The organism is Pseudoalteromonas sp. A22 (assembly GCF_018141345.1).
In the GTDB taxonomy this organism is placed as follows: domain Bacteria; phylum Pseudomonadota; class Gammaproteobacteria; order Enterobacterales; family Alteromonadaceae; genus Pseudoalteromonas; species Pseudoalteromonas maricaloris.
In genome coordinates, this window is the sequence record NZ_CP047238.1 from 553,596 (window position 1) to 568,085 (window position 14,490).

16 protein-coding genes are annotated in these 14,490 nt (G+C 43.0%); 11 read left to right on the forward strand and 5 right to left on the reverse strand.

Going from position 1 to position 14,490, the window contains the following annotated elements:
• The first annotated feature begins 82 nt into the window (after window positions 1-82).
• From GSF04_RS07285 to GSF04_RS07305, 5 genes are all read left to right on the forward strand, one after another.
• A complete protein-coding gene (locus tag GSF04_RS07285) occupies window positions 83-595 on the forward strand; it encodes an FxsA family protein (RefSeq protein ID WP_211859142.1) in 513 nt (170 codons plus the stop codon).
• 156 nt (window positions 596-751) lie between these two features.
• Window positions 752-1,039, forward strand: coding sequence for a co-chaperone GroES (locus tag GSF04_RS07290; RefSeq protein ID WP_010368755.1), 288 nt, complete (start codon window positions 752-754; stop codon window positions 1,037-1,039).
• Between the two features lie 50 nt (window positions 1,040-1,089).
• Window positions 1,090-2,736, forward strand: coding sequence for a chaperonin GroEL (groL, locus tag GSF04_RS07295; RefSeq protein ID WP_017217202.1), 1,647 nt, complete (start codon window positions 1,090-1,092; stop codon window positions 2,734-2,736).
• Window positions 2,737-2,892: 156 nt separating this feature from the next.
• Window positions 2,893-3,171 carry a hypothetical protein gene (locus GSF04_RS07300; RefSeq protein WP_249122449.1) on the forward strand — a complete coding sequence of 93 codons (279 nt, stop codon included), beginning with the start codon at window positions 2,893-2,895 and terminating at the stop codon, window positions 3,169-3,171.
• A 243-nt stretch (window positions 3,172-3,414) separates the two neighbouring features.
• Complete coding sequence (locus GSF04_RS07305) at window positions 3,415-3,924, forward strand: DUF3016 domain-containing protein (RefSeq protein ID WP_211859143.1); 510 nt, start codon at window positions 3,415-3,417, stop codon at window positions 3,922-3,924.
• Between the two features lie 69 nt (window positions 3,925-3,993).
• Here GSF04_RS07305 and GSF04_RS07310 read toward each other — a convergent pair whose 3' ends face one another.
• Complete coding sequence (locus GSF04_RS07310; protein WP_010605837.1) at window positions 3,994-4,287, reverse strand: hypothetical protein; 294 nt, start codon at window positions 4,285-4,287, stop codon at window positions 3,994-3,996.
• A gap of 185 nt (window positions 4,288-4,472) precedes the next feature.
• Between GSF04_RS07310 and GSF04_RS07315 the strand changes: the two genes are divergently transcribed.
• Complete coding sequence (locus tag GSF04_RS07315) at window positions 4,473-4,682, forward strand: hypothetical protein (RefSeq protein WP_010368721.1); 210 nt, start codon at window positions 4,473-4,475, stop codon at window positions 4,680-4,682.
• 93 nt (window positions 4,683-4,775) lie between these two features.
• Here the strand turns inward: GSF04_RS07315 and epmB are convergent, their stop codons facing one another.
• Complete coding sequence (gene epmB / locus GSF04_RS07320; protein WP_211859144.1) at window positions 4,776-5,792, reverse strand: EF-P beta-lysylation protein EpmB; 1,017 nt, start codon at window positions 5,790-5,792, stop codon at window positions 4,776-4,778.
• Window positions 5,793-5,834: 42 nt separating this feature from the next.
• On the opposite strand from epmB, the gene efp reads away from it, so the two are divergent.
• A complete protein-coding gene (efp, locus tag GSF04_RS07325) occupies window positions 5,835-6,401 on the forward strand; it encodes an elongation factor P (protein ID WP_017217199.1) in 567 nt (188 codons plus the stop codon).
• A 67-nt stretch (window positions 6,402-6,468) separates the two neighbouring features.
• Window positions 6,469-7,443 (forward strand): elongation factor P--(R)-beta-lysine ligase, encoded by a 975-nt coding sequence (gene epmA / locus GSF04_RS07330; RefSeq protein ID WP_211859145.1) that lies wholly within the window; start codon window positions 6,469-6,471, stop codon window positions 7,441-7,443.
• Here epmA and GSF04_RS07335 read toward each other — a convergent pair.
• From GSF04_RS07335 to GSF04_RS07345, 3 genes are all read right to left on the reverse strand, one after another.
• A complete protein-coding gene (locus GSF04_RS07335; RefSeq protein WP_249122450.1) occupies window positions 7,440-8,654 on the reverse strand; it encodes a methyl-accepting chemotaxis protein in 1,215 nt (404 codons plus the stop codon). The genes epmA and GSF04_RS07335 overlap by 4 nt on opposite strands.
• A gap of 93 nt (window positions 8,655-8,747) precedes the next feature.
• Complete coding sequence (locus GSF04_RS07340) at window positions 8,748-9,470, reverse strand: glycerophosphodiester phosphodiesterase family protein (protein ID WP_017217196.1); 723 nt, start codon at window positions 9,468-9,470, stop codon at window positions 8,748-8,750.
• The gene (locus tag GSF04_RS07345) at window positions 9,467-10,330 is read right to left on the reverse strand and encodes a DMT family transporter (RefSeq protein WP_211859147.1); all 864 of its coding nucleotides are present in this window, start codon (window positions 10,328-10,330) and stop codon (window positions 9,467-9,469) included. The genes GSF04_RS07340 and GSF04_RS07345 overlap by 4 nt, the downstream gene beginning before the upstream one ends.
• A gap of 132 nt (window positions 10,331-10,462) precedes the next feature.
• On the opposite strand from GSF04_RS07345, the gene GSF04_RS07350 reads away from it, so the two are divergent.
• The 3 genes from GSF04_RS07350 (at window position 10,463) to GSF04_RS07360 (ending at window position 14,449) form a co-directional block, all read left to right on the forward strand.
• Window positions 10,463-11,557, forward strand: coding sequence for a sensor histidine kinase (locus GSF04_RS07350; protein WP_249122451.1), 1,095 nt, complete (start codon window positions 10,463-10,465; stop codon window positions 11,555-11,557).
• On the forward strand, window positions 11,554-12,156 hold the full coding sequence (locus GSF04_RS07355) for a response regulator transcription factor (RefSeq protein WP_010605828.1): 603 nt from the start codon (window positions 11,554-11,556) through the stop codon (window positions 12,154-12,156). Before GSF04_RS07350 ends, GSF04_RS07355 begins: the two co-directional genes overlap by 4 nt.
• 106 nt (window positions 12,157-12,262) lie before the next feature.
• The gene (locus tag GSF04_RS07360; RefSeq protein ID WP_211859149.1) at window positions 12,263-14,449 is read left to right on the forward strand and encodes an ATP-binding protein; all 2,187 of its coding nucleotides are present in this window, start codon (window positions 12,263-12,265) and stop codon (window positions 14,447-14,449) included.
• The last annotated feature ends 41 nt before the right edge of the window (window positions 14,450-14,490 follow it).

The window sequence follows — 14,490 nt, forward strand, 5'->3', positions numbered from 1 at the left end:
CTCTTTTCTAAAGCATCTTACTTGTATCGCTTGAATTAAGACCTTTGCACCCATATTTATCTTTCGTAGATTTGGAGAAAGTATGTTTAGATTCTTATTTATTTTATTTATCGCTATTCCGATTATTGAAATTGCTTTGCTGATCCAAGTCAGCGAGGTGATAGGCGGTTTTGCTACCATTGCGCTTGTAATTGGTACCGCCATTTTAGGGGCAAGACTGGTTAAACAGCAGGGTCTTGGCGCTTATGTCAACGTACAGCAACAGATGTCTCGTGGGCAATTGCCTGCACAAGATTTATTTACCGGTTTGTGTGTGATCATTGCCGGTGTGCTATTGATGACGCCTGGGATTATGACCGATGTATTAGGTTTTTTACTGTTAACCCCAGCCGTTAGAAAAAAGCTGGCGCAGTCGCTTTTAGCCCATGCCACCGTAAGAGTGCAAACAGGCATGCACTCAGGTCAGTCACCGTTTGCTAATCAATCACGCGACGAGCGTGCGGAACCGCAGGAAGAAATTAGAGATCCATTTAAAAATCAATCGGGTAGAAATTCTTCAACAACGATTGAAGGTGAATACGAAAGAAAAGACTAAATTTTTTTGGTTTTTTCTCTTGGGTTTTAATTTGCCCATCCCCATAAATGAAAGCAATTAAAATTGCGTGTGTTAACCACAACCTGTGGATGTAACACCGCCTTAAAAAAGCATTATTTCTGTCATTGTTCAGAAACTGTTAGGAGAACTATATAAATGAACATTCGTCCTTTACATGATCGCGTCATTGTTAAGCGTCTTGAAGAAGAAACAAAGTCAGCTGGCGGCATTGTGTTAACTGGTTCTGCAGCTGAAAAGTCTTCACGTGGTGAAGTAGTTGCAGTAGGCAACGGCCGCGTGTTGGACAATGGTGAAACTAAAGCACTACAAGTAAAAGCTGGCGACACAGTGTTGTTCGGCTCTTACATCGAAAAAACTGAAAAGATCGAAGGTCAAGAGTACCTGATCATGCGCGAAGATAACATCTTAGGCATCGTAGAATAATTAATACTTTTTAGTTTAATCGACAACAGAATTTAAGAGGAATTTATAACATGGCAGCTAAAGAAGTTCGTTTTGCAGGTGACGCTCGTACAAAAATGCTAAAAGGCGTAAACGTACTAGCAGACGCAGTAAAAGTAACACTAGGTCCTAAAGGCCGTAACGTCGTTTTAGAAAAGTCATTCGGTGCACCAACTATCACTAAAGACGGTGTATCTGTTGCGAAAGAGATCGAGCTTGAAGATAAGTTCGAGAACATGGGCGCACAAATGGTTAAAGAAGTTGCGTCTAAAGCAAATGACGCAGCGGGTGATGGTACTACCACTGCAACTGTTCTTGCGCAAGCTATCGTGAACGAAGGTCTTAAGTCAGTTGCTGCGGGTATGAACCCAATGGACCTTAAGCGTGGTATCGACAAAGCAGTTATCGCTGCTGTTGAAGAGTTAAAAACGCTTTCAGTGCCTTGTTCAGACGCAAAAGCGATTGCACAAGTTGGTACGATTTCAGCTAACTCTGACAAAGAGATTGGTGACATCATTGCAGAAGCAATGGAAAAAGTAGGTCGCGAATCTGGTGTTATCACTGTAGAAGAAGGCCAATCACTACAGAACGAACTAGATGTAGTTGAAGGTATGCAGTTTGACCGTGGTTACCTATCACCTTACTTCATCAACAACGCTGAAAAAGGCCAAGTTGAGCTAGATAACCCACATATCCTTCTTGTAGACAAGAAGATCTCTAACATTCGTGAACTTCTTCCTACACTAGAAGCTGTTGCTAAAACAAGCAAGCCGCTACTAATCATTGCTGAAGACCTTGAAGGTGAAGCGCTGGCGACTCTGGTTGTAAACAACATGCGTGGTATCGTGAAAGTGGCTGCGGTTAAAGCTCCTGGCTTTGGTGACCGTCGTAAAGCGATGCTACAAGATATCGCGACACTAACTGGTGGTACGGTTATCTCTGAAGAAATTGGCCTTGAGCTTGAGAAAGCTACGGTTGAAGACTTAGGTACAGCTAAGCGCGTGGTTATCACTAAAGATGATACAACTATCATCGACGGTGCTGGCGAGCAAGAAGCAATCGATGGTCGCGTATCTCAGATCAAAGCACAAATCGAAGAAGCAACTTCTGACTACGACAAAGAGAAACTACAAGAGCGCATGGCAAAACTTGCAGGCGGTGTTGCAGTAATCAAAGTTGGCGCAGCAACTGAAGTTGAAATGAAAGAGAAAAAAGACCGCGTAGAAGATGCACTACACGCAACTCGCGCAGCGGTTGAAGAAGGTGTAGTACCTGGTGGTGGTGTTGCGCTAGTTCGCGTAGCGAGCAAGCTTGAATCGCTAACTGGTGACAACGAAGACCAAAACCACGGTATTAAAGTGGCACTTCGTGCGATGGAAGCACCACTTCGTCAAATCGTTTCAAACGCAGGTGACGAAGCATCAGTTGTGGTTAACGCAGTTAAAGCTGGCGAAGGGAACTACGGTTACAACGCTGCAACTGGCGAATACAGCGACATGATCGAAATGGGTATCCTAGACCCAACTAAAGTAACGCGTTCTGCACTTCAGTTCGCAGCATCAGTTGCTGGTCTAATGATCACCACTGAAGCGATGGTTGCTGAAATTCCGAAAGAAGAAGCTGCTGGTCCAGATATGGGCGGCATGGGCGGAATGGGTGGCATGGGCGGCATGATGTGATAAACATCATCTCCTAAGCACAACACGCTTTAGAAAAACCCTAGCATCTTGATGTTAGGGTTTTTTTATGTCTTTAATTTGCTAAAGCTTCATCATTTTTGGGGTATAAAATGGGGTATTGATTAAACGCCCATGTGTTGTAAAAAATGTGCTTTTATGACTATTCTTTTTAATATCCATTCGACGTCAACAACGAATACATCAACACCTACACAACTGCTTGCTGCGTCCGTAAAAAAGAAGCCAGAACCTAATCAGGTTAAAGATACCAAAGAGAAACAAGTATCTGACGAGTCTGTGTCTATTGCTGCATTTACAGGTGATGCACCGAGCAGGTCACCATACAGCGCTCTACTTAATCCTGAGGGCTTTGATTACATCCGTTTGAGAACGATTTACCCTAATTTCGGTCTTACTAACTATAAACTAACTTGAACGCTAGCAATTGTGATTCCTTAAGAGTGCTTTAACTTTGTTTTTAATAGCCCCGAAAATCTACATTGCTTTTGAGAAAGCACTGCTCTAGGGTGGAATAGTATTAGTGAACTTAGTTTTTCATTCAGTTAGCTAACTAACTTTTGTGTACAGCTTTAGGTTGGTTATGTAAATGTAGTCAAATGTCACACTGCGTAAAAGGGTGTGATCTTGCTTTACTTCGCACAATGAAGGAGTAAGGTGATGGTAGAGTTTGAAGGAGATCCAAAGATGAAAACACAAATTGCAATACTTGCTTTATTTATGACTCCCTTGTTTGTCAATGCAGGTGAGGTCGCTGTGACTTGGAAGGACTTTAAAGAGTATCGCGATGTTAGACCTGGTAATGAAACGCGAGGTTCATTTCATAAACGGGTTGAAAAGCAACTGCAGAAACACCTAGAAGAATTAGCGACTAAATTACCCGAGGGCTACAAGCTCGCAATTACCTTTGATGAGATAGACCTTGCTGGTGATGTTCATTACGGTACCACTGATATTCGGGTGATTAAACCAATCCATTTCCCCCGTTTTGAAATTAGCTACAAGTTAACAGATAAGTCTGGTACAACCATCGTAGAGGAAAATAGCGTGACCTTAAAAGATATGTCGTTCATGGATAGAATAAAAAGAGGCATGGACGAATCTTTTTATTATGAAAAGCGTCTTTTAACTGATTGGTTTGAAGATGACTTGATGAAAAAAGTTAGTTAATTAACCGGTATTAGCCTTGAGATAAGCTTACACGCAGCGGCTAAGCTGCGTGTTTGGTTAACTAGTAGGCTATTTAAATGTAGCCAGTAGCTGTAGTAAGGATTGTAACTTTTTCACAACAAGTGCGAGTTTTTGCTCGTCAATTTCTTCAGTTGTCGATAGGCCTTCAACGTCGGCTGCAACATCTAAAACATAAGGTTTAAAGCGTTTTGCTTCAAACGTAAACCCCGCTTCTTCTGTAAATAGCGCTTTAAACTTACCATGACCTTGCTGCTGCAATTCATCGAGTTTTTTATCCGCATCTAGTGCTTGGCGGTATATGATCTTGAGATTTTCATTGAGTTTTTCGATAACGGCTTGCATGGTCAGTCCTAATCGCCCTACTAAAAGCGCTTATTTTAAGGGTTTCATTTACAAATGTCAGGTGTAAATCTACCCTTTTATAAGTAGTACAAAGGAATTGGAAATTTATCTCGTAATTTATCCTAAAGGTTTAAATTTATACGCCGATAACCAATTTGATCCATCAAAAAGTCAGGTAATCACTTATGAATATTTCCGGAAGTAACCTACCTGCTATGTCTGGAGCTGGTCAAAGCGGTGAAGTATACAGCGCCGTTTTGGCAAAAAAGCAACAGAAAGCAGATGGACAAGCCGCGCTTGCTTTAATTGAATCTGCGGGCAGCAGTGCAGCAGCACAAACGCCAGCTAAATCAGTGACAGCAACGCTGGGCAACAACATCAATACATACGCGTAAGCTTATGTCTGATGGCACGTTGTCTTCGGCATGTCCGATAGATATGTGCAAAGCAATCGGTGCTAGGGTCATTAGCACCGATTTTTTGCTATTTTAGTCTAGTAAATTTAAGTCAATCGGCGTTTTACTTGGCTGACCACCAATTTCTCTTACCAATTTAGGGACCAAGAATCCCGGTAGCACTTCTAAAAGCTCAGCCATTATCGCCTTGGCTTCACGCTCTTCTACATCAAAATGGCTAGCGCCTTCTACCTTATCGAGTAAATGCAAATAATAAGGCAGTATATCTGCATCGAATAGGGCTTCACTCAGTTGAGCTTGAGCCGCAACATCGTTATTAATTCCTTTAAGTAGCACAGCTTGGTTTAGCAAAGTCACATTGGCTTGTTTAAGCCTTTGCATTGCGGCTTTAAAGGTATCATCGATTTCATTTGCATGATTAATGTGATTTACCAAAATCACCTTTAAATGACTCTTTGTTAAACGTAGGCACAATTCCTCGGTTATTCTCGCTGGGATCACTACCGGTAAGCGACTGTGAATACGCAAACGTTTGATTTGTGGTATAGCCTCTAATTGTTCTAGCACCCAAGCAATCATGTCATCTTTGGCCATCAGCGGATCACCGCCACTTAAGATCACCTCATTGATTTCAGGATGGGTGCGCAAATAATCAAATACAGGCTCTAAGGTGCGTTTGTTGACCTGATTATCCTGATAAGGGAAGTGGCGTCGAAAACAGTAGCGGCAGTTGACCGCACAACCAGTTTTGAGCATGAGTAATACCCTAGAGCGGTACTTATGTAACAAACCAGGTACAGGCGCGTCTTGTTCTTCGAGTGGATCTTTACTAAATCCCGCTTCAGTTAAATATTCCTGATGTACAGGTAACACTTGTAATAGCAAGGGATCATGACGATCTCCTTGGCGCATTTTAGCGATAAATGGGCGAGGTACTCGCATAGGAAACAAGCGCTTAGCTGCAAAGTCTCGTGCATCAAATTGGTCATGCAACCCCAAGATGTTGAGTAGCTCTTGTGGGTCAGTGACAACATTTGCTAATTCTTTTTGCCAGTTAGTCTGCAAATTTACTTCATTTATTTGTATCATTAGCAGGTTAATTACTCGAATATACGTAGATTAGAGGATACGATGGCGAATTATAGCACCAACGAGTTCAAGGGCGGCCTAAAAATTATGATGGACGGCGAGCCTTGTTCTATCTTAGAAAATGAAATGGTCAAGCCTGGTAAAGGACAAGCGTTTAACCGCGTTAAAATCCGTAAGCTTATCTCAGGTAAAGTACTAGAGAAAACATTTAAGTCTGGCGACTCAGTGGAAGGCGCAGACGTAATGGATACTGATCTAGCGTATTTATACACTGATGGTGAGTTCTGGCATTTCATGAACAACGAAACATTTGAGCAGATCGCAGCTGATGAAAAAGCACTTGGCGATAGCGTAAAATGGTTGGTTGAAAATGACGTTTGTACTATCACACTGTGGAATGGTAACCCAATCGCAGTAACACCACCTAACTTTGTTGAGCTTGAGATCACAGAAACAGATCCAGGACTGAAAGGCGACACTGCGGGTACTGGTGGTAAGCCTGCAACTCTAAGCACAGGTGCTGTTGTTCGTGTTCCTTTGTTCGTTCAAATTGGTGAAGTGATCAAAGTTGATACACGTAGTGGCGAATACGTAAGCCGCGTAAAATAATAGCGTAAAGCAATTTACGATGTTTAATAAATCCCAGCATGTTGCTGGGATTTTTTTGGAGTAAACAATGACGGTGAACAATTGGCAGCCAAGTGCAACGATAGACACGCTTAGGCAAAGGGCTGCAATTTTAGCGAAGATACGGCACTTTTTTGCGGCTCGTAATGTGATGGAAGTCGACACGCCGAGCCTTTCTCAAGCCTCAGTGACCGACCCTCACTTAGATACTTTCCATACTCGATTTGTTGGCCCAAATCACAGCCAAGGTTTGCCTTTATTTTTACAAACGTCACCCGAGTATGCGATGAAAAGACTACTTGCCGCAGGCAGTGGTGCGATTTTTCAATTATGTAAGGCTTTTCGTAACGAAGAGTCAGGGCGTCATCACAATCCAGAATTTACGATGTTAGAGTGGTATCGTCCGGGCTTTGACGAATTTGACTTAATGGCGGAAATCGATGAGTTGATGCAGATGTTATTGGACTGTCCAGCTAGTGATTCGATGACTTACCAGCAAGCCTTTGAGACCCATCTTGGATTTGACCCTTTAAGCGTGTCGCTGACGGAATTGAAAGCGCACGCCAATAAATACGGTTATGGTGATATTGCAGCTATCGAGAATAATCCAGATACTTTACTGCAATTGCTATTTTGCATGGAAATAGAGCCTAAAATTGGTCAGCAGCAACCTTGTTTTGTTTATCACTTTCCGGCATCCCAAGCGGCGCTGGCAAAACTTAACCCGAAAGACAATCGCGTTGCAGGGCGTTTTGAGCTCTATTATCGCAATATGGAGCTGGCCAACGGATTTAACGAATTGACGGATGCAGCAGAGCAAAGAGCGCGTTTTGAGCAAGATAACCAGCTCAGAGCTGAGATGGGATTACACCCAGTGCCGGCCGATGAGCGGTTATTGGCTGCACTTGACGCGGGGATCCCCGATTGTGCTGGTGTTGCACTAGGAATAGATAGGCTAGTCATGCTGGCGCTAAACAAAGCTAGCATCAGCGAAGTGCTCACATTTGATGTTTCGCGGGCTTAGCGCCGCGAAACAAAGCGAGTAAGTTCTTTTTGAGTGGTTTCTGTGAGCTTTTGAGCACTTTGGCATTCGGCTAACGCGCCATCAATTTGTGATTTAGATTGCTGACCCAGTTCAACAATTTGTTGCACTGCTTGATGGGTATGTTTTTGCGTTTCTTCAAGTTGGTGTACCGCACTAACGATTTCTTCTAATTGCGCTTGATTGCGTTCAAAGTCATCACTCATCGAAATAAAGCCTTGAGAGGTATCACTGATGGCTTTCTCTGCTGAGCTTGAATGAGAAATCAATTGTTCTGATTCTTGATTGGTTTCACCGACCAGCACGTTCATTTGATTGATAAAATCGCTGATCTGGCGGGTGGCAGCATTGACCTTGACCGACAGCGCACGAACTTCATCGGCAACCACTGCAAAGCCACGCCCGGCTTCACCTGCTCGAGCTGCTTCAATTGCCGCATTGAGCGCAAGCAAGTTGGTTTGGTCGGAAAACTCTTCAACCATTTTTAGAATGTTGCGAATATTCTCACTATTTTCTTTCAGGCCTGAAACCGTCGATGAAAAGTTACCTAGTAGCGTGGTGATTTGTTTTACTTCAGCGACAAGCTTAGTTAACGACTGTGATGAACCGCGAACAAAATGCAAGCTTTCGGTATTGGCCTGATAAACCTGATCGGTATTGTGCACAATACTTTGTAAACTGTGGCTGACCTGATCGGAAGCGGCAATAATCGTGTCACCTTGGCTCAGCTGCTGCTGTCCATACTTTGCGGTACTTTGCATGGAGCTGGTGATATCGCGGTTGCTTTGTGTCGCCGCAGCGGCACTTTCGTATGTTTTTTCCAAAAGGACACTAAGGTGGGTAGTAAAGGTGTTGTACTGCTCGCTTAAATCTCTAAATTCGTCATAAGTGAATTGTGGCAGTTTCGCATCTAGGTTACCGTCTTGGCGATTAACACGCTCCAATGACTCTTTCATCGCTTGTACTGGTCGTACGATTAAAAAGCGCATATAGAAGACGGTAAATGCAAATGCAGCAAAGATCACAATAGTGATAAGCCAGAACAGTCCCATACTCGCACCGGAGTGAGCAAGTTCAGAATATAGCCAAACCAAGCTAATAACCTGAAATAGGAATAAAAAGCCTAAATTGCCAACAATTTTACGAGAAAGGGTATAGAAAAACGTCTGTTCTACAAAATTATAAATGCGCATATATAAACTCATATTGGGCTCATCATTGTGCCACTTTATTTGTCTCAGTATAGATGAGCTAAATGGAATAACAATGCTAAAGCGATCAAGCAGTTACTCAATTGGGGTGGCGTAGGCGCCAATGCCCTGTAAATACATTTTGGTTTGGCATGGAAAGTTGGTGAAAATACCATCCACCCCGAAATCTAGCATCATATCTATGTCTTGTTGTTTATCGACCGTATAAGCAAATACCTTTAATCCGCGAGATTTTGCGTCCAACACATATTCATGATTAATAAAGTTTTTGTCCATATGAATGCTATAGGCATGGAGCGATTCGGCAAATTGCGCATAATGAATTGGAATAGAAGCGGTTAACGCGCCAATTCTTACCCAAGGTAATTTCTGCTTTAGCCACAATAGTTGATGATGGTCAAAAGAGGAGATGAGTAGCTGCTCTCTGGTGATCACGCCTTGCTGGATATGTTCTTCAATATAGGTAACGAATTTATCTAGGCCAAAGGTATGCTTTAGTTCTAAATTGATATCTGTCTGTTTGCCTATGGTGGCGAACACTTGCTGCAAGGTGGGTATTGATTGCCCTTTACCGGCATCAAGCGTGGCAAGGTAGGCTTGAGTTTGTTCATTAACTCTACCCACGCCGTTAGTGGTTCTGTCTAGCCAAGTGTCGTGGATAATGGCGTAATCATCCGCGCAACTTTGCACATCCAACTCAATACCATCAACGCCAATATGGAGAGCCGCTTCTATTGCAGCAAGTGTATTTTCTGGATAGCTGCCACTGGCTCCACGGTGCGCTAAGACTTGAATCATGCTTTTTTCCTTGTAATAGACCAAGTTTCAAAACAGGCTGCACTAACTACCAACAACCCGCCAAGTAATGTTGTAAGTGTCAACGTCTCGTGTAACAGAATATAAGCTAATAGCGTTCCATACAATGGTTGTAAACAAGAAATTAACCCTGCAGTGGTGGCAGATAAATAACGTAGGCTAGAGGCAAATAAGGCGTGTGGAATTGCCGTAAATATTGCACCTGCAAGCAAGATTAACCAAATGTTTTCTGTGGAAACTTGCTGAATTGGCACTTCCACAAATGCTAACAGCATGAGACATGCAAGAAGCGTTTGATAAAGCATTGTGTGTGGGCCGCTATAGTGAGAAAAGAAGCGCTTTTGGAGCAAGTTGCGGAGCGCAAAGAGTGCGCCCGAGAATACGCCCGTAATAATCCCCAAGGTAACTTGGTTGCCAAGATTCGCTTCTGGTACTAACAGATAGATACCAAATAACACCGCGCTCGCACTGATAAAATCTTTTAGCTGTACACGGCTGCGAGTGAAAAGAGGCTCTAAAAAAACGGTGATCACGGGGTAAGTGAAAAAGGCAATGATCCCAACTGCAATTCCCGCCATTTGCATGCCTGCAAAGTAAGTCACCCAATGAAGTCCCACGATGACACCAAGAACTAAAGCTGTTAGATAATCTTTTTTGTGTATTAATTTTATCGGCTGCCGTTGTATTTTGAGTAACAGTAATAGCACAACGAAAGCAACGGCGGTACGGTAAACGGTGATATCCAGTGCTGAGAGTGAAATTAATTTTGAAAATAATGCTGTTCCACCAAATAATAAAACGGCACTATGAAGCGAGAGTAAAGCGGACTGTTGTGGGCGCATATTGAATATTAGAACTGTTTTTTAGCAGTCTATCATTTAATCGCTTTGAGATGACAAGATTGTTGACACTTGTCACTCAACATTCTGCGCTTAAACGTAAATAATAATAAAAAGAGTGAATCAGAGAAGCTTGTGTCCATTACCACAGAATTTACCCTAGTTGAGAAACGGCGCTCATTTTGGAATGCCGGACCCCTTATATTTTCAACCTTTTATTTTTTCCCATTGATATTTAACTGGGCGCAATTGAGTGCAGTTAATATTGCGTTGCAAGTTGTTGTGTACCTTAGTTTTGTCGTGCTCTATTGGCAGAGTATTGCAAAAACGGGCAATGCGTTGGTGATGAATTTAGTGCTGATGGCAGGGCTTTGTGTTGCAGGTAGTTGGGTGACGACCGGGACGAGTTCGTTATTTGGCTTTATTGCTTTTTTCTGCGGTTTTAATTTTCTGCCTCGCTATAAAATCATTGCGATGCTGGTCATCATAGCGTTGGTATTGCTAACGGCTAAATTTATCGCGACCCAGCAAACGGTTTATTTCTTGATGCCTGCACTGTGTGTGGCATGTGGACTCTTTATTTTTGGTTGGATGTCACACCGAGAGCGAGTACACAAAGAGTTGCAGAGGCAAAGTGAAGAGGAGATTAAGCGATTAGGCGCAGTGGCTGAACGAGAGCGTATTGCGCGCGACCTACATGATTTACTCGGCCATTCACTCAGCTCGATAGCATTAAAAGCGGAGTTGGCGAGTAAATTTGCTGCTGCAAATGCATTAGAGCAAGCGCAATCAGAAGCGCAGCAGGTTGCAGACTTAGCGAGAGAAGCATTAAGCGAAGTGCGCCAAGCCGTCACCGGCTACCATCAGCTAGCGCTTGATGCTCAGCTGCACATTTTGGCATCGAGGCTAAAAGATAAGGGCATTGCCGTAACGCTAGAATTGCAGGCGGTCACTTTAGATAAAGTAAGCGAAGCCTGTTTGTGCTTTTTTGCTAAAGAAATATGCACCAACATTATTCGTCACAGCGATGCAGATAAGGTTTGTTTCACACTGCGGCAAACTGACAAAAATGTCTTTGTAGAAATTAAAGATAATGGTTCTATAAAGTCCATAAAAGAAGGAAATGGTTTAATGGGGATCCGTACTCGATTGAAAGAATGTGGTGGCCAACTATTTTATCACACCGAACAGGGCGGATACTTTAAGGCAGTATTAGGGGAAGTAGGATGATCAAAGTTTTTATTGTTGAAGATCAAGCATTAGTAAGAGGGGCTATCGCGGCATTATTGAGCTTAGATAGAGAGATAGAAGTGGTTGGCGAGGCTGAAAATGGTCAAGTTGCAAAGGAAAAGTTAGCAAAGTTAACGCCTGATATCGTGCTAACGGATATTGAAATGCCACAAGTCACTGGACTTGAGCTTGCTCAGCACTTACAACAAAAAATGCCAGACACAAAAGTGGTTATCATGACGACCTTTTCTAAGGCGGGTTATATTCGTCGCGCGATCACTTTAGGGGTAAATGGTTTTGTATTAAAAGAAGCCCCAAGTGAGTACTTGCTATCAACGCTGAAAAAGGTCATGAACGGGTATAAGGTTATTGACCCAGAGCTTGCGTTGTACGCTTTGGAAGATGCTGATCCACTTACCGATAAGGAACGCAAAGCGTTACGTTTAGCTAGTGAAGGATTAAAAACCGCTGAAATCGCAGGACAGCTATTTTTGAGTGAGGGAACAGTGAGAAATTATTTATCCGACGCTATCGCAAAATTACATGCGACAAACCGGGTAGATGCAGCAAGAATTGCTAAGCAAAAAGGATGGCTGTAACTCGGTGTAATAGCATATATCCAGTTAATACTTCAAAATAATGCTGTGCGGTAATATACTGCACTATTCGCTAAGTAATAATAATGTATTAATTTTGAGTGCAATAATGGATCCTAAATTACTTATTCAAGTTACCGCAATAACGACTGTGGTCTGTACAGTTTTTATGGCCGTAAACTGGTTTATTAATAAAGGCCTACCAGGCACTCGAGATTGGCTTATTTTCATTGCGCTTACCGCAATTGGATGTGGCTTGTTAGCTGCCTATACACTTCCTATTACGTTCTCAATTTTTATTCCCAATCTCACTATCGCATTTGGGCTTTTTTATCTGGCTCGTGGTGTTGATGCGTTTTTTAGTGTGAAAAGTAACTATATGCCTTGGTATGTATTAGCCGCATTGGGTATTCCCAGTTTTACTTACTTTTTGTACGTGGATTTTAATTTTATCGCTCGCGTCGGGATCAACTACTTAGTCTGGGCGATGGCGATGATTTATTGCCTACGGGCTTTGAATAAAGGACAAAAGTTATTATCGAAGGAGTTTAGTGCAGCACATTGGGCGTTTGGCCTGTCGTGCTTGAGCTTACTAGCCGTGTTTACTTTTAGGTTGGTCATGCTTGGTGGCTACTCGGTGACAGATAGCCTTGTCTCGGCAAATTGGGTTAATCAGTTTTTTGCTGTCTCTGTGAGCACGATGCCGCTGCTGTTGTGTTTTTCTTTATGCCTGTTATGTAGCAGCCGTCGTGAAAAAGAACTCTGCCTGTTAAAAACTGCTGCTGAGCACTCAGCGCAAGTAAAAGGACAGTTTTTAACGTTATTAAGTCATGAACTGAGAACACCACTAAACGCCATTGTTGGTCATGCAGAATCACTTAAAAAAGTGCCGCGTGAGCCCAATCGCCATGCTCAATTATGCGATGTTATCGTCCACGCCGCGATGTCGATGTCAGACTTAGCCAATCAAGTATTATTGCAAGCGAAAGGGGAATATGCGGCGCAAAATCGCGTGCCTGTCTCGCTTTATAGTCTTTCGCAAGAGTTAGTTCGCCTCTTACAGCCGCTGGCATTGGCTAAAGGGTTGAGCTTGAGGGTCGAGGTTAAAGGCCTGTATCCACAGGACGTTCATGTTGTCGAGCAAGATACATTGTCCCTGGTACTTAGAAATCTGCTCTCGAACGCGATTAAGTACACAGATAAAGGCATTATTACGTTGATCCTTGAAGGCACAAGTCGCGCTGAGGATAAGCAAACTATCCGTTTTGCAATTAAAGATACGGGCAAAGGACTGACTGAAGTACAAATGGAAAAGATCTTCGAGCCCTTTGTCACATTAAATACCGAGCAATCCATCTCGCAAAGTGCGGGGTTTGGATTGGCGTTATGCAAGCAACTGCTGCAAGGGCTAGACTCTGAGCTTAACGTCGACAGCAAGCTTGGCAATGGCACTGTGTTTAGCTTTGAGTTAGATTGCCAGTGTAGTGATTCACCGTTACAGAGCACGGAGTTTAATACAGAGCAGCTAGCACTCAATGTGCTTGTTGTTGAAGATAACGCCATGAATATTGATGTGATCAGCACCTATTTAAACGATATGGTGAGTGAGTTTTCTATTGCTAAGTGCCTTGCAGAAGCTGAGGTCGCGTTATTAGAACACAATTTCGATATTATTTTGTTGGACATGCGACTGCCAGATGGTAATGGTCTTGAGTGGTTTAAAGAGGGCTTCAACGAAATTGGCTTCACCTCCAGCGTTAAGGTGATAGCGTTAACGGGTGATGGCGATCCTGAATTGAAAAGGCGATGCCTCCGAGCTGGCATGCAGGACTGTTTAACTAAGCCTATCATGCCAAGCCGTTTATATGCGGCACTGGAATGTGCGACTGTAAAAACAACGTCTCGCTTGGAATGCAAGACTCTGATTGATCAATCAAAATTTATGGATCTCGCAAACCGTGAAAGTTCAGGTGTGCTGGCGACGAAATTGATGTATTTAGCCGATCGATTTGAGTACGAAATTGCGCAAATTAAAGGGCTCACAGAGTTGAATGTAACTGACTTAGCCGTTGATAAACTTGCCTACATTGAAAACGAAGCACTGGAGCTTGGCATGGTGAATTTTGCCGAGCTTGTTCAAGCAGCAACTGCGCAGCTAAGTTACTCGGAAGAGCAAGTTGATTGGGACGGTCTTGCTATGGTTGCTAGACGCTCAGTTGAGCGTTTATTAGAACTTCATGCCCAAATTGCAACACTGGAGTCGGTATCAAATTCAGTGGTTAATCTATCTGCATAAAAAGATTCATCGATCTTGGCCTAGGTCATTAGGCTATTTTG

What these genes read in the sequence shown, in the direction of transcription:
- GSF04_RS07360 (WP_211859149.1), top strand. Translation starts at nt 12,263, where the DNA reads ATGGATCCTAAATTACTTATTCAAGTTACCGCAATAACGACTGTGGTC.
- GSF04_RS07305 (WP_211859143.1), top strand. Translation starts at nt 3,415, where the DNA reads ATGGTAGAGTTTGAAGGAGATCCAAAGATGAAAACACAAATTGCAATA.
- groL (WP_017217202.1), top strand. Translation starts at nt 1,090, where the DNA reads ATGGCAGCTAAAGAAGTTCGTTTTGCAGGTGACGCTCGTACAAAAATG.
- GSF04_RS07355 (WP_010605828.1), top strand. Translation starts at nt 11,554, where the DNA reads ATGATCAAAGTTTTTATTGTTGAAGATCAAGCATTAGTAAGAGGGGCT.
- GSF04_RS07310 (WP_010605837.1), bottom strand. Translation starts at nt 4,287, where the DNA reads ATGCAAGCCGTTATCGAAAAACTCAATGAAAATCTCAAGATCATATAC.
- GSF04_RS07290 (WP_010368755.1), top strand. Translation starts at nt 752, where the DNA reads ATGAACATTCGTCCTTTACATGATCGCGTCATTGTTAAGCGTCTTGAA.
- epmA (WP_211859145.1), top strand. Translation starts at nt 6,469, where the DNA reads ATGACGGTGAACAATTGGCAGCCAAGTGCAACGATAGACACGCTTAGG.
- GSF04_RS07335 (WP_249122450.1), bottom strand. Translation starts at nt 8,654, where the DNA reads ATGCGCATTTATAATTTTGTAGAACAGACGTTTTTCTATACCCTTTCT.
- GSF04_RS07345 (WP_211859147.1), bottom strand. Translation starts at nt 10,330, where the DNA reads ATGCGCCCACAACAGTCCGCTTTACTCTCGCTTCATAGTGCCGTTTTA.
- epmB (WP_211859144.1), bottom strand. Translation starts at nt 5,792, where the DNA reads ATGATACAAATAAATGAAGTAAATTTGCAGACTAACTGGCAAAAAGAA.
- GSF04_RS07285 (WP_211859142.1), top strand. Translation starts at nt 83, where the DNA reads ATGTTTAGATTCTTATTTATTTTATTTATCGCTATTCCGATTATTGAA.
- efp (WP_017217199.1), top strand. Translation starts at nt 5,835, where the DNA reads ATGGCGAATTATAGCACCAACGAGTTCAAGGGCGGCCTAAAAATTATG.
- GSF04_RS07300 (WP_249122449.1), top strand. Translation starts at nt 2,893, where the DNA reads ATGACTATTCTTTTTAATATCCATTCGACGTCAACAACGAATACATCA.
- GSF04_RS07340 (WP_017217196.1), bottom strand. Translation starts at nt 9,470, where the DNA reads ATGATTCAAGTCTTAGCGCACCGTGGAGCCAGTGGCAGCTATCCAGAA.
- GSF04_RS07315 (WP_010368721.1), top strand. Translation starts at nt 4,473, where the DNA reads ATGAATATTTCCGGAAGTAACCTACCTGCTATGTCTGGAGCTGGTCAA.